Annotated in this window: 14 protein-coding genes; 2 read left to right on the forward strand and 12 right to left on the reverse strand. The window is 63.2% G+C overall.

Annotated elements, in window-relative coordinates:
• The first annotated feature begins 538 nt into the window (after positions 1–538).
• Complete coding sequence (locus G6N77_RS14565) at positions 539–844, forward strand: putative quinol monooxygenase (RefSeq protein ID WP_165182896.1); 306 nt, start codon at positions 539–541, stop codon at positions 842–844.
• Between the two features lie 16 nt (positions 845–860).
• Here G6N77_RS14565 and G6N77_RS14570 read toward each other — a convergent pair whose 3' ends face one another.
• The 12 genes from G6N77_RS14570 to G6N77_RS14625 all read right to left on the reverse strand — a co-directional run bounded on the left by G6N77_RS14570 (position 861) and on the right by G6N77_RS14625 (position 12,855).
• Positions 861–1,766 (reverse strand): DMT family transporter, encoded by a 906-nt coding sequence (locus G6N77_RS14570; protein WP_165182897.1) that lies wholly within the window; start codon positions 1,764–1,766, stop codon positions 861–863.
• 77 nt (positions 1,767–1,843) lie between these two features.
• Entirely contained in the window at positions 1,844–2,521 is a 678-nt protein-coding gene (locus G6N77_RS14575; protein ID WP_240902205.1) for an SDR family oxidoreductase, read from the reverse strand.
• Positions 2,521–4,029, reverse strand: coding sequence for an NAD-dependent succinate-semialdehyde dehydrogenase (locus tag G6N77_RS14580; RefSeq protein WP_165182898.1), 1,509 nt, complete (start codon positions 4,027–4,029; stop codon positions 2,521–2,523). Before G6N77_RS14580 ends, G6N77_RS14575 begins: the two co-directional genes overlap by 1 nt.
• A complete protein-coding gene (locus tag G6N77_RS14585; RefSeq protein ID WP_165182899.1) occupies positions 4,030–5,217 on the reverse strand; it encodes an iron-containing alcohol dehydrogenase family protein in 1,188 nt (395 codons plus the stop codon).
• Between the two features lies 1 nt (position 5,218).
• Entirely contained in the window at positions 5,219–6,187 is a 969-nt protein-coding gene (locus tag G6N77_RS14590; protein WP_240902207.1) for an NAD(P)-dependent oxidoreductase, read from the reverse strand.
• 26 nt (positions 6,188–6,213) lie between these two features.
• Positions 6,214–7,731 carry an aldehyde dehydrogenase gene (locus G6N77_RS14595; protein WP_165182901.1) on the reverse strand — a complete coding sequence of 506 codons (1,518 nt, stop codon included), beginning with the start codon at positions 7,729–7,731 and terminating at the stop codon, positions 6,214–6,216.
• An 11-nt stretch (positions 7,732–7,742) separates the two neighbouring features.
• Positions 7,743–8,846: a mandelate racemase/muconate lactonizing enzyme family protein gene (locus tag G6N77_RS14600; protein WP_165182902.1), complete on the reverse strand. Its 1,104-nt coding sequence runs from the start codon at positions 8,844–8,846 to the stop codon at positions 7,743–7,745.
• Positions 8,843–9,370 (reverse strand): formaldehyde-activating enzyme, encoded by a 528-nt coding sequence (gene fae, locus G6N77_RS14605; RefSeq protein WP_165182903.1) that lies wholly within the window; start codon positions 9,368–9,370, stop codon positions 8,843–8,845. Before fae ends, G6N77_RS14600 begins: the two co-directional genes overlap by 4 nt.
• 2 nt (positions 9,371–9,372) lie before the next feature.
• The gene (locus G6N77_RS14610; RefSeq protein ID WP_165182904.1) at positions 9,373–10,305 is read right to left on the reverse strand and encodes a glycine betaine ABC transporter substrate-binding protein; all 933 of its coding nucleotides are present in this window, start codon (positions 10,303–10,305) and stop codon (positions 9,373–9,375) included.
• Between the two features lie 90 nt (positions 10,306–10,395).
• Positions 10,396–11,181, reverse strand: coding sequence for an ABC transporter permease (locus G6N77_RS14615; RefSeq protein ID WP_165182905.1), 786 nt, complete (start codon positions 11,179–11,181; stop codon positions 10,396–10,398).
• Positions 11,178–12,197 carry an ABC transporter ATP-binding protein gene (locus G6N77_RS14620; RefSeq protein ID WP_165182906.1) on the reverse strand — a complete coding sequence of 340 codons (1,020 nt, stop codon included), beginning with the start codon at positions 12,195–12,197 and terminating at the stop codon, positions 11,178–11,180. The genes G6N77_RS14615 and G6N77_RS14620 overlap by 4 nt, the downstream gene beginning before the upstream one ends.
• Positions 12,190–12,855, reverse strand: a complete 666-nt coding sequence (locus G6N77_RS14625) for an ABC transporter permease (protein WP_370875202.1) — start codon at positions 12,853–12,855, stop codon at positions 12,190–12,192. The genes G6N77_RS14620 and G6N77_RS14625 overlap by 8 nt, the downstream gene beginning before the upstream one ends.
• Before the next feature lie 138 nt (positions 12,856–12,993).
• On the opposite strand from G6N77_RS14625, the gene G6N77_RS14630 reads away from it, so the two are divergent.
• Positions 12,994–13,899: an IclR family transcriptional regulator gene (locus G6N77_RS14630; RefSeq protein ID WP_306986751.1), complete on the forward strand. Its 906-nt coding sequence runs from the start codon at positions 12,994–12,996 to the stop codon at positions 13,897–13,899.
• Positions 13,900–14,306: the final 407 nt, after the last annotated feature.

Genomic DNA, 14,306 nt, shown 5'->3' on the forward strand with positions numbered 1-14,306 from the left:
AGGCGTGGCCTTCTACACCCGCGCCAAGGTGGTCACCTCCCGCTGGCCCGAACCCTCCCACGCCTCCGACGCCAGCTACAACTTCCCGTCCAACTGATCCCCGCCCGCTCCCACTGCATCAGGGCAGGGACAGCACGGTCGGACCGGGGGTGGCGGGCACGCCGCACAGACTCAATTGCCACAGATAGGGTTGGCAATGACAACGGCTTCGTTTCATGAATGGGTAGGGCCCGTGAGGAGGCCGTCCAGCCGGGTTTGACGGCCTGGGCGGCCCTGCAATCGTCTCGGGCTCCGTCGAATTCTATTTCTCCAGGCGCCAAAAGAGGGAGTCCAACCCAGGGAAAAGGGGAGTCAAATCGGAAGATTCTTTTGCTGAATTGGGGGACTAGATGGAGAGTTGGACTGAAATACGCGCTGCCTGCGGGACATAACCGCAGGCCAAGGCCACATTGGTGCCCCGGGGCGGACTCGAACCGACGGCCATGAGAACTTCGTGCGAGACTGAATTGGAGAGTAAACCCCACGAAAGACGGCTGAAGTGACCGCTACGCATTATCAGGTTATTGCCCACTATTTCGCCCGCCCCAACCAAGTCCGCGCTGTCCTGGCCCTGTTGGCAGAGCTGGCCCGAGCCAGTCGTCAGGAACCGGCGAACCTGTCTTACGAATTCTTCCAGAATGGGGAGGATCCTGAACATATCGTGATTTTGGAGCGCTATGTCGATGCCGCCGGATTCGAACGACACCGGGACTCGGAACACTTTCAGCGCATTGGTGCCGGCCAGATCATCCCCTTGCTGACCAGTCGCCGTGTCGAGCGCTACGAGGGAAGCGCGGAAGAGTAGATGCGGCACCGCACGGTTACGTGCACTTCACGTCTGGTTCATGTGGGGCATTAGCACGGTTGACAGTGCCCTGCCGCCCGAGGATCGCGACACCCCCGAGGGCGATGGCACCTCCAAGAATGGCACCGGTGGAGGGGACTTGTCCCAGCAGCAGCCACCCCAGGACGACAGAAAATACCGGAATCGCAAACAGGAGAGAGCCTCCCGTGGCCACACTTGTCGCCGCGAGTGAGATATTCCAATAGGTACAGGCCAGCACCGTGCTGAAGATGACCAAGACGGCCAAGGCTACGTGAGTTGAGGGCGCCCATGTTTCAAGGTGGATGTTGAAATCTGCAAATGGAAGTGTTGCCAGGCCTCCGACGAGGCACCCCCAAAATACCAGCTCGACAGGTGGAATGGCGGCAAAGACCGGCTGTTGCAGTATGAGGAAGATTCCAAGGGCAAGGGCGGCTGCCACTATGAGCAGTGCGTTTCTATCGAATCCAAGGGCGGTGGATCCGGAGAGTGTCACAATCACTGTCCCCAGGACCGCCGTCGCCAACCCGATAAGCCCGACCCGGGACGTGCGCTCCTTCAAGAACACACGGGCCAGAATGAAGGCAAACACTGGTGCCGTATTGACCAACATGCTTGTTGTTCCGGCGGATACCGTGCTTTGTCCGAGGTTGAGCAGCGTGACGTAGACGCCGTAGCCGAGAATGACTATGCCGAATACTCTTGGTGCGTTGGGAGGTCTGAGGACAATCCTCCGCTTCGTGATGAGGAAGTAGGAGCCCAGGACTAACGCTGACAGCAGGAATCTGAGCGGTGTCAGGTTCAGGGGGCTGACTACCTTGATGACTTCGGCCGTGGCAACATAGGCCGGTGCTGAGGTAATGACCATCAGCACGTCGGGCCGACGTAGCAGTGCTGCTTTCAAGAACTTGCTCCACTCGTGGTCAATTTCGTTCTGGTCCCTTCCACGGCCCAGGCATCTTGGCGTCTTGTCGTAGGGGCCTAGAATTCCTGGCCGGTGGCCCGCAAGGTGATGTCAGAGACGTCGACGCTGGCTGGCTGCGACAGTCCCCAGAGCATGGCCTTTGCCACTGTCTCGGGTTCGATTGCAGCGTCGGGGGTCTCTGTCCACAGCGCAGTGTCTACGTGGCCCGGTGCGATGTTCAAAACCCTCACGCCGGTCCCAACGAGCTGTTGACGCAGGGATTCGGCCAGACCCGTTACAGCCCATTTGGTGGCCGTGTACAGATTTCCCGGGTAGACCTTCCGGCCGGCGGTGCTGCCAATGAAGACCATGGTGCCGCGGTTGGCGGTGAGCTGCGGCAGGGACGCCTTGGCCAGGATGGCGGGGCCGTAGACATTGGTCAATATCATGTCCCGCCACTGTTCGGGGTCGCCATCCAGGAGGTCGCCCCCGACGGAGAAGCCTGCGTTGGCCACTGCCACGTCGATTCCGCCCATGAAGTCAATGGCCTGTTCGACAGAGGCCAGGGACTGGTGCCAGTCTCCGGCGTCGGCCATCACCCCGTCCACGTGGCCGAGCGGGGCGCAGGACTCAAGGAAGCGCGCCAGCCTGTCTTGGTGCCTGCCCGTGGTGAAGACTAAGTGCCCTGCCAGGAGGGATTCACGGACCAGGGCGGCACCGATTCCACTGGTGCCGCCCGTAACCAGTATTCTCATCAGGACGGGTCCGCGATGCCTATGTATCGTGTTTCCAGGTACTCTTCGATGCCTTCGGCGCCGCCTTCACGGCCCAGGCCGGATTGCTTGACACCGCCAAATGGGGCGGCAGGATTGGAGACTATGCCCGTATTGAGGCCGAACATGCCAACATCCACTTGTTCCGAGAGGCGCAGGCCGCGGTTGAGATTGTTCGTGTATCCGTAGGCGACCAGGCCGAACTCGGTGTCATTGGCCAAGGCGATTGCCTCTCCTTCCGTGCGGAAGCTAATGACGGGCGCCACCGGCCCAAACACTTCTTCCTGGAGGATTCGCGCCGATTCCGGCACGTCCACCAAGACTGTGGGCGGGTAGAAGTACCCATCTCCGGCGGCCGCCACGCCTCCTGTGAGGATCTTGGCGCCTCCGTCGACGGCGTCCTGGACGAGGTCTTCGACCTTTGCCCGGCTTTTGGCATCGATGAGCGGGCCGATGTTGGTTCCTTCGGCGGAGCCGCGTCCCAGCAGGAGCCCTGCCATCCGGCGGGCCAGGCGCTGGCTGAATTCGGCGGCGATGGATTCGTGGACGATGAACCGGTTTGCTGCGGTGCAGGCTTCGCCCATGTTCCTCAATTTGGCCACCATGGCGCCGTCGACGGCGGCGTCCAGGTCGGCATCCTCGAATACGAGGAAGGGGGCATTTCCGCCAAGTTCCATGGAGGTGCGCAGCACCTGGTGGGCGGAGTCGGCGATGAGCTGGCGACCGACCCCGGTGGACCCGGTGAAGGAGAGTTTTCTCAGCCGTGGATCGCGGATCAGGGGTCCGGTCACTTCGCCGGGCCGGCTGGTGGGAATGACGTTCAACACACCGGCGGGAAGTCCTGCCTCCTCGAACACTTGGGTGATCAAGAGTGCGGTCAGGGGCGTCAGGTTGGCGGGCTTGAGCACCATCGTGCATCCGGCAGCGATGGCGGGGGCAATTTTTCGTGTGGCCATGGCCAGTGGGAAGTTCCAGGGCGTGATGAACAGGCACGGCCCCACCGGCCGTTTGGAGACCAGGAGCCGGGAGTTGCCGTCGGGTGCCATGGAGTACCGGCCGGATATTCGGACTGCTTCCTCGGAGAACCAGCGCAGGAACTCCGCACCGTAGGCAACCTCGCCTCGGGACTCGGCCAGGGGCTTGCCCATCTCAAGTGTCATGACCAGGGCAAAGTCATCGGCGCGGGCGGTCACGATTTCAAAGGCGCGGCGGAGGATTTCGCCCCGTTGGCGCGGGGGAGTGGCGGCCCAGGAACTTTGCACCCGCGCTGCCGCGTCCAGTGCCCTCAGGCCGTCCTCGGGGGTTGCGTCGGCGATGCGGGCCAGCAGGGCGCCGGTGGACGGGTCTTCCACGTCCGAGGTGCCGCCGTCGGATGAGTCGGTCCAGGCACCATCGATGTACAGCTGTTTTGGCAAGGTGGCGACGAAGGCCTCCTCGGAGAGTGCCGGGCCCGCGGTGGTGGCCGGGTCAAGGTCAAGGTTGAATGTCATTTACAGGGCCTTCTTCAAGATTGTGAGGACTTCGTCAGCCGTCGGGGGGACGGGGGTGTTGTTGATGACCGAATCTGCCAGGGTGTCTGCGACCAAGGTGTCCAGGTCGGTTGCGCTCACGCCGAAGTCGGAGAGCCTGCCGGTCATGCCCACCTGGGCGGCCAGAGATGCCACGGCCGCAATGGCGGATTCAGCGTTTTCCTCCGTGGAGGCGGCGGTGTTGCCAACGCCGAGGGCAAAGGCCAGGCGGGCGGTCCTGTCCAGCCTGGTGCGCAGGTTGAACCGCAGTACGTCCTCAATGACCAGGCACAGGGCCAGTCCGTGGGGAATGTTGAAGCGGCCGCCCAAGGGGTGGCCGATGGCATGGACCAGCCCCAGGCCGGTGTGGGAGAAGCCGACGCCGGCTATGTGGGAGGCCAGGAGCAGCTGGGAACGGGCCTCGATGTCGGAACCGTCTGCAACTGCGCGGGGCAGGAATTCGGCGACCATGGCTACGACCTGCAGGGCAATGCCGTCGGAGAATGGGTTGGGCCGGATTGAGCTGTACGATTCGATGGCGTGGGTGAGCGCGTCCATGCCCGTTGCTGCCGTTGCCTTGGGTGGCAGGCCAAGCGTCAGTTCCGGGTCAAGGATGGCGGCCTTGGGGAGGGCGGAGTCGTGACCCACGTAGAACTTCCGGTGGGCTTCGACGTCGGTGACAACACCAAAGGCGTTGACTTCAGCTCCCGTGCCGGCCGTGGTGGGTACGGCCACGATGGGCAGTGCGGGCTTTTCGAAGGAGTTTGTGTAGTCCAGGCCGGCGCCGCGTGCGCTGTTCACGGCGCCGAGGGAGATGCCTTTCGCGGCATCCATGGACGAGCCTCCGCCGACGGCGACCAGGACGTCGATCCCGGACGCTGCGGCGAGGTCTGAGCCGGCGTCAACACAGGTGGTGGTCGGGTTGGGGGTCACGCCGTCGAACATGCTGACGGCCAGGCCGGCGCCTTCCAGGGAGGCGCGGACGGCGGCGGCGACGTCGGTCGTGGCGAGGAAGGGGTCGGTGACGATGAGGGCGTGCGTTGCGCCAAGTGCGGTGACGATGCCGCCGACTTCGGCGACCCTGCCCCGGCCAAAGTAGGCGGTCGGCTTGGGGTCCAGGGTCAGTTCGGTCGAGGCAAGGTCGGCGTGGACCAGCAATGGGGTTTGCATTTCAGTTTCCTTCCGCTGCGGTGCGCAGCTGCGTGCCGATGGCGTCTTCGTAGAGTTTGACCGGCGTCATCTCGCCGGCCCGGTCGCCGTATAGGGCCTTGGCCCGGCGGTACAGCTGTTCCACGAGGGAGGACAGTTCCACGGGGACACCGACGGAGCGTGCCAGGTCGACGGAGAGCCCCAGGTCCTTGCAGGCCAGGGCGATGGCGAACCCCTCGTCGTAGTCGCCGTGGTGGAGGATCGAGAGGACGTCGTTTTGGACAAAGTTTGAATTGGCGGGGCTTGCAATCAGGGCCTGGCGCAGCACTTCCAAGTCGACCCCGGCCTTCACGCCGGTGCTGAGGACTTCTGCGGTGGCAACAAGGTGGGAGAACCACAGCTGGTTGATCATGAGCTTGACTGCGTATCCGGCACCGTGGCTGCCCACGTGCTGGATACGTTCCGGATCGCCCATGGCCTCGAACACCGGGCGCAGCCGGTCGACGTCGGAGGCGTCGCCGCCGATGAAGATCTGAAGCATTCCCTTGGCGGCCCCCACGGACATGCCGCTGACGGGGGCGTCCAGGACGCGGATTCCGCGGCCGGCCACGGATTCGCGGACGCGGTTTGCCACGTCGGGGACCGAGGTGGACATGTCGACCCAGGTCCCGCCGTCGGGCATTCCTTCCAGGATGCCGCCGGGGCCGGCGGCCACGGCCTCAACGTGCTTGGGGGTGGGGAGCATGGTGATCACGACGTCCGTTGTTGCTGCGACTTCTGCGGCCGTGTCGGCCCAGCGGGCGCCGTTGGAGATCAGTGCCGCGGCGGCATCCTTGCGGACGTCGTTGACGACCAGCTTGAAACCGGACGCCTGGAGATTTTTGGTCATGCCCGAGCCCATGTTGCCAAGGCCGATGAATCCGATGGTGGCGGTGGCGGGGGTGAATTGTTCCTGCACCGGCATCGGGGTGGTTACTTCTGTTGCGGTCATTGCGTCATTTCTCATTTCCTGGAGGGTTAGTCGTCGCCGAGGGGCGCGTCGCCCAAGTGGATCCATGTGGTTTTTAGTGCCGAATAGGCATCGAGGGCGTGCAGGGACCGGTCACGGCCGAACCCTGACTCCTTGAACCCTCCGAAGGGGGTAATGATGTCGGCGACGTCGAAGGTGTTGACCCACACGGTCCCTGCACGCAGCTCCCGGGCGGCGGTGTGGGCTGTGGTGATGTCCTGGGTCCAGATGCTTGCAGCCAGTCCGTATTTGGATTCATTGGCCAGGCGGATGCCTTCGGCTGCACCGCGGAAGGTGCTCACGGCAAGGACTGGCCCAAAGATTTCTTCCTGGCCGATCCGCCCGGCGTTGTCAACGCCGTCCAGCACCGTCGGTTCCAGATAGTAGCCGCCTTCGACGCCGTCGGGCCTTACCTGGGTGCCGCCGGAGGCGACGGTGATGCCCTCGGCCTCGGCCACCTTGTAGTACCCCAGGATGCTTTGGAGTTGGGTGTCGTCAATGATGGTCCCGATTTGTGTTTCGGGATCCAGCGGGTCGCCCAGTTTCAGGGACCGCCCCACCTTGATGACTTCAGCCAGGAGCTCGTCGTGGACCCGTTCGTCGACCAGCAGCCGGGACCCGCCGTGGCAGGTTTGGCCGGCGTTGTAGAAGATGCCCCAGGCGACGGCGGAAGCGCAGGCCTTGATGTCGCCCACGTCGTGGAGGACCACCTGTGGCGACTTGCCGCCGAGTTCCAGGGCCACCTGCTTGCCGTTGGATTCGGAGGCGTAGAGCTGGAAGTAGCGTCCCACTTCGGGCGAGCCGGTGAACGTGATCTTGTCCACGAGCGGGTGCCGGCCCAGGGCGGCACCTGCCACGTGGCCCAGCCCGGGGATGACGTTGAAAACGCCGGCGGGAACTCCGGCTTCGGTGGCCAGCTCGGCGAGGCGGAGGGCGCTCAGGCTGGTCTGCTCCGAAGGCTTGAGGACAACGGAATTGCCCGCGGCCAGGGCAGGGGCGACCTTCCATGCGGAGATGATCAAGGGGTAGTTCCACGGGACCACTGCGCCAATCACGCCGAGGGGCTCGCGGGAGATGATGGCCAGGGCGTTGCGCGGGGTCGGGGCGACGTCGTCATACACCTTGTCGAGGGCTTCGGCGTACCAGCGGAAGGTTCGGGCGCAGCTGGGGACGTCAACGCCCAGTGCATCGGAGATGGGGTGGCCGGTGTCGGTTGATTCCAGCAGCGCCAGCTCTTCCACGTTTTCCAGGATGAGCTCGGAGAGCCGGACCAGGACGTCCTGGCGGTACCGGCGGTCCGTCCGAGACCAGGCACCCGCTTCGTAGGCGCGGTGCGCGGCGGTGACCGCGTCGTCGACGTCAGTCTCGCCGGCCGCGGCGATGTGGGCCGTGACCGTCCCGTCGCGGGGGGAGACCGTGGGGAAGGTTTGGCCGTCCCGTGCGCTGCGGAAGGCGCCGTCGATGTAGAGCCCAGACGAAGGCTTGAGTGTCGCGGCCCGTTGGATCCATCCTTGTTTTGTGGTCATGGTGAATCTTCCTAGATCTTGTATTTCTCGACGGCGCCGTAATCAATGGTGGCCCCCAGGCCCGGCCGGTCCGGAACCCGCAGGTATCCGTCGGCGTCGGTGTGGAGAGGTTCCATGAAGAAGTCGCGGCGCTCCGGTGTCCAGCCTGGCGGGTCGTAGGGGAATTCCAGGTACGGGCCGGCATCCACGCCGGCGGCAACGTGGAGGTTTGCCAGCAGGCCAAGGCCGTTGCTCCACGTGTGCGGGGTGAAGGCCCGGTGTTTGAGGTTTGCCGTTTCGGCCACCTGGCGGGCACGGTACATGCCCACTGACAAGGCCACGTCCGGCTGGTAGATGTCGTAGGCGTCGGCTTCAATCAAGGCCATCATTTCCGGCATGCTGCGCACCATTTCACCGCCTGAGACCTGGATGCCGGTCTGTTCGCGAACGCGCTGGGCACCCCTGACATCCGACTGGGGCAGGGGCTCCTCGAGCCAGCGGACGTTCAGTTCGGCCAGCTGGGCTGCCAACCGGTGGACCTTTGCAAGTTCCAGGGCCGGTTCAATGTCACCGCTCATCCGCCACATCTGGTTGAGGTCAACCATCAAGTCGAAGTCACCGCCAACGGCCTCGCGGGCGGCCCGGACCGCGGCGACGCCTTCCTCCAAGTGGTCGCGGGAAATGCGGATCTTCATGGCCTTGAAGCCGCGCTCCTTGGCCTTGATGGCAGACTCCGCACGGGCAGGAGGTGTCTTCAATTCCCCGCAGGAAGCGTACGCGATGAGTTTGTCACGCGCTCCGCCAAATAGCGTGGCCACGGGCAGGCCGGCCACCTGGCCAATGATGTCCCACAGGGCGGCTTCCAGGGGCCAGTAACGCCCGCCATGAAAATTGATGGTCTCAATGCGGCGGACCTGGTTGAGAATGGCCAGGGGATTGGTGCCGATGAACAGGTGTTCGTAGGCTTCAAAGCCGTCCATGGTGTCCCCGGACCCGACACCTGTGACTCCTTCGTCCGTTTCCACTTCCACCAGTGTTGCGGGGAATGATGTCCGGGGCTCCGGGTCCCAGGCGGCGTTGAAAGGCGGGTCCAGCGGCAGGACCATGCGGGTCAGGCGTATGGCGGTGATCTTCATTTGTTGCCTGCCTTGGGGGTGAAGAACGGGTTTGAGGGGGAGTTGCGGGCCTCAATGACCGCTGTGGTGGACGGCAGTTGCCGGGCCCCGTTTTCAAGTGCTGTGCGGACGGATTCGCGGTTGTTGCGGTACACGGCCTCCTCGTCGTCGGCGGAGGGGTTGACCCAGACGGCGGCGACGATTGCATGGGTGTCAGCCTCGTCCTCGCTGATGGTGCCGTTGGCCAGGGCGTCCGCCACGCCGGCAGCTATCCCTGCCTGGGCGGCTCCCCAAATCAGGTTGCCGTGGGTGTCATTGGCGGGTGCGGCCTTGGTGACGAAAAGGGTGTACGGCTTGACGGGCAGGGACGGGCGCAGGACCGTGACGAAGGGTACGTGTCCGGCGCTGGGCGTTGCCAGGGCTGTGGCCCATGCCGTTCCGACGGGGCCGTCGCGGTGGCCGAAGACGGTGTTGACGTGCGCGGCGTTTGAGCCGTCGCCGATGAACGATTCGCCCAGCTGCACCGGTTGTGCTTGCTTTCCCATGGTTAGATCAGGCCTTCCGACTTGAGCCAGTCCGTGGCGATCTTTGCCGGCTCGTCGCCGTCGACGTCGGCCTTGGCATTGAGGGTTTGCATGACTTCGGTGGTCAGCCTGGGGGAGACCTTGGCGATGATGTCGGCAATGGCCGGATATTTGGCGAGTATGTCGGCCTTGATGGTGAAGGCACCCTGGTAGATGGGGAAGAACTGCTTGTCGTCCTGCATGACGGTCAGCTTCAGGGCCGGGATGCGGCCGTCAGTTTGGAAGACCTCGCCAAAATTGCAGTCCTGTCCCTTCTGCGTGGCGGTGTAGATGACGCCGGTGTCGAGCATGGATACCTTGGCGTTGGGGCTGAAGCCGTATTCCTTCTTCAGGCCCGGCCAGCCGTCGTCGCGGGTGGAGAATTCACTTTCGAGGCAGAACGTCTGCTCGCTGGCGGGCAGTTTGGCGATGTCGGAGAGCGTCTTGACGCCCAGTTCCTGTGCCTTGCTCTGCCGGATCGCGAGTGCGTAGGTGTTGTTCAGCGGTGCCGGGGCCAGCCAGGCGATGCCCTTGGCGGCATCGGCGGCCTTGACTGCATCAAACATTTTCTGCTTGTCCTTGATGGGTTCAGTCTTCTTGTTGTAAGTGATCCACGAGGTGCCCGTGTACTCCCAGTACCCTGAAATCTTGTTGCTTTCCAGGGCGGTCCGGACGTTTGCGGAGCCAACGATGCTGGTGTTGGTGTCCATCTTGGCACCGTGGGCGTTCAGCAGCTGGGCTGTGATGTTGGCCAGGATGTACTGCTCCGAGAAGTCCTTTGCGCCGATGACCCCGGTCAGCCCGGCGAGTTCGGTGCCCTTGGAGTCGGTCTGGGCCTGGGTGCTTCCGCCGCAGGCTGTGAGGGAGAGCAGGGCGGCGACGCCGGTTGCCATAATGGCGAGGAGTGGCTTTTTCATGGTGGATCCTTTGCTGTTGGGGCAGGCGGTAGTGTCTGCGGTCGAATGCGGAGGGTGCAGGAGGTGGCAGGTTTGTGCCAGGAGTTGGCTTTAGGTGCCCTTGGGCTTGATGAGGTCCTCGGCCAGGCCGGCGAGCCAGTCGATGGCCAGGGCAATGCAGGAGACGACGACGGCCCCGGTGACGAGTACGGGCCAGCGCTGGAGCTTGAGGCCGTTGACGATCATGTCGCCGAGGCCGCCGGCGTTGATGAAGGTGGCGACGGTGGCGACGCCCACACAGAACACCAACGCCGTGCGCAGTCCGGCGATGATGACGGGGACGGCGAGCGGCAGCTCAATCCGCAGGAGCACCTGGAGGGGTTTCATGCCCATTCCGCGCGCCGCTTCGGTGAGGCTGGCATCGATTTGCTGGATCCCGACCAGCGTGTTTCGCAGGACCGGAAGGACGGAGTAGGCGACCAGGCCGATCAGTGCCACCTTGAAGCCGGTTTCCCAGACGATGGCCAGCAGGATTACCAGGCCGATCGCGGGAGTGGACTGGCCGATGTTGGCGATGCTGAAGACAACAGCGTGTACAACTTTGGAACGGACACGGCTGAGGATGATGCCGGCCGGGATGGCAATGACCGCGATGATTGCGGAGGCAATCACGGTCAGGCGCAGGTGCTCGTAGGTCCGTTCCCAGAGGTAGGGCCAGTTCAGTGTGCGCTGCTCGATGGAGTCCAGGGTCAGCGAGGACAACCACCAGAAGAGGACGGCCAGTACGACGACGATCACCACTGGCGTGCCGAACCGTTTTACCGAGAAGTACTTGCCGCGGCGGTTGGAGGCTGTTCCGAACGCTGTGGCGATGTCCCGGCTTGCCTGCACGCTCATTGCCGCACCCCGATGATGGACTCCGGGAGGAATTCCCCTCCGAGGGCGGCGGAGATCCTCTCGATGTCAATGGATCCGACCGGGCGGCCGTTGTTGTCGACGACGGCGACGGGGGCGCCTCCTGAGAGGACGAGGGAATCGAGGGCATTGCGCAGTGAATCGCCGATGTTCACATCCAGGGCGCCACGGGAGGTGATGTGGGGCCCCAGGGTGGCTTGGTTGACGGGAATGAGGCCAAGGCGTTTGAGGGCGGCTCCGTGGCCGACGAATTGTGACACATAGGGGTTGGCGGGGTTGGCGAGAATATTGGCGGGCGTGTCAAACTGTTCGATTTGCGAGCGTTCGGAGAGTACCGCAATGCGGTCTCCCATCCGTACGGCCTCGTCGAAGTCGTGGGTGACGAAGACGATGGTCTTGCTCAGTTTTTCCTGCAGGCGAAGGAATTCGGTCTGCAGTTTTTCCCGGGTGATGGGGTCGGTTGCGCCAAACGGTTCGTCCATGAGCATCACGGGCGGGTCTGCAGCCAGTGCCCGTGCCACTCCCACACGTTGTTGCTGGCCGCCGGATAGCTGCCGAGGATAGCGTGAGGCGAAGGATTTCGGGTCCAGTTCAACCACTGCCAACAGCTCTTCGACGCGGTCGCGGGTGCGCTTCTTGTCCCATCCTAGAAGTTTGGGGACGATCGCAATATTTTCTGCGATGGTCATGTGGGGAAACAGTCCTATTTGCTGGATGACATAGCCAATGCGCCTGCGCAGTTGATTTGGTTCCAACGACAGGACGTCCTCGCCGTCGATGGTGATGGATCCGGAGGACGGTTCGATGATTCGGTTGATCATCTTCATCGTGGTGGTCTTGCCGCAGCCGGAGGGCCCGACGAACATGATCAGCTCGCCGGGGGCAATGTCCATGGAGAACGCTTCCACGGCGGGGGCTTGCTGGCCGGGATAGACCTTGGTGATGTCCTCAAGGATGATCCTTGCGCCGGCGGACGGACGGTTGGTTTGTTCAGACACGAAGTCCCCTTGAGGTAGTGAGGCGGCGGATGGCGACAAACGCGGCATCCAGAAGCAGGGCGAGAATGATGACGCCGGCGGTTCCCACGACGGCGTAGTTGACGGCGTTCCTGGAGCCCAGGCTGGAAAGCCCCTTGAAGATCATTTCTCCAAGTCCCGGCCCACCCACGTAGGCCGCGATGGCCGCGATCCCCATGGTCAGCTGCGCCGAGACGCGAACCCCGGTGAGGACAACCGGCCAGGCCATGGGGAGCTGGACCAGGAACAGGGTCTTGGTGGTCCCCATGCCCATGCCGCGGGCCGATTCGCTCACCGCGGCCGGGACTTCCTGAAGACCGACGACGGTGTTTCGGATGATGGGCAGCAGGGCATAGAAGGCAAGCCCAACAATGGTGGGAAGCCAGCCAAGGCCCAGAATCGGGATGAGGAGGGCCAGCAGTGCCATGGACGGAATGGTCAGTCCGACGCCGGCGGATGCAATGGCCAGGGACCGGGAGATGGGCCGGTCCCAGACCAGAATGCCGATCCCGACGCCGATGACCGTTGCAATCAGCAGTGACACAAGAACGACGACGAGATGTTCCGTGGCGGATGCTGCAATGTCGGCAGATCTTGTGGAAAGAAATGAACCCAACCGCGTGAAGAACGAGTTGTCCAAAGTGATCCTCCTTTTCGCTTCATTGGGTTAAGGATTGGCCCCGGCATTCCGTGAGCCACATCACCAAAGTACGTTGTTGGTTCAGTATGCACAATAGCTGTTGTTGATATGTCAACGCGAAGTGGTTAGTGTGGGAACGTGAGCAAACTTCAAACACATCCCGAGGCGCGTCCTGCGCGGCGAAACTCATCGGGGCTTCGGCGGGACCTGGAACTATTGGAGATCCTCGGATCACCCCAGGCCCTTGCCATGTCCGGGCTGGGTGTCAGTAAAGTCTCCGAGCTGGCTGGCCGCGACAAGGCCCAGGTTTCACGCACCCTTGCCACCCTTGCAGAAGCAGGGCTGGTCACCCGGGATGCCGACACGCTCCAATACAGCCTCGGCTACGGCCTCTATGCCCTGGCGGCCAAGACCGCCGAGGCGCACATGGTCGGCGCGGCCACGCCGTTTCTCAAACGCATAGCCATGACAACCCATGAGACAACACACCTGTGCGTGCTACGCGGGGGCACGGTCCTGACCTTGAAGAGTGAAATGTCCAACCACACCTACCGGGCCCTTGGCTGGGAGGGCGTGAGCGTTGACGCGTGGGGAACTTCGTCCGGGCGGGTACTTGTCAGCGACTGGGACGAAGACGCCCTTCGCGACTGGTACGAAACCAACGCGACGATAAACCACCCAACCACAGAACCGGCGGCACTTTTGATGGGGCAAAGCTCCTCGGTGCCTCCCGTGCGGGTTTCCAACAAGATCCAGTCCTACGCCGACTTTCAAGCCGAGATGGCACGGATACACGAGCGGGGGTATGCAGTTGTTGATGAAGAATTTGAATCCGGCGTGGTAGGGGTGTCAGCTCCCGTCTATGACTTCAAGCAGCGCATCGTTGCCACGTTTAACGTCAGCGCACCCAAGCAGCGGTTTGGACGGCACCTGGAACAGGCGGGGGTCCTCACGGCGGCGGTTGCCCTGGAATTCTCCGAAACGCTTGGCGCGGACACCAGCCGGCGGCGCGCCCGCACAGGGGAAGCCATCCCCAGAAAATAGGGGACCTCGGTCGGGCGCCGGCGCAGGACATCGCTTGCCCATGCCGCTGGTGGAGCAATGCCCATATCCACGTGCCCTTGCGACAGCGGGGCCAGACGCCGGAAACGGCCGACGCCGGTGCCACCAAACGCACAACGGCCGCCCCCGCTGTCTCACATGTTCCTTCCATTTTGCCAGCCACCTCGTTTAAGCAGCGGTCGCTCATGTGTCCGGCTGACAGCGGATATTGACTTTAGTCCCGTAATGGCGCGTGGTGAGTGAGGCCACCTGTGTTGAAATTGTGGTCTGTAACTGGCATTTGAGAGCATGAGGTGCCCGTTTTGACTAGGGTACTGGCTGCGTCAAGGTGACTTCGTGCGGTCCGATTCACGAACTCGCATGCCGGGCTCCTTGTCGCACTTCTGATG

The sequence above is a fragment of the Arthrobacter silviterrae genome (assembly GCF_011045165.1).
Taxonomy (GTDB): Bacteria; Actinomycetota; Actinomycetes; order Actinomycetales; family Micrococcaceae; genus Specibacter; species Specibacter silviterrae.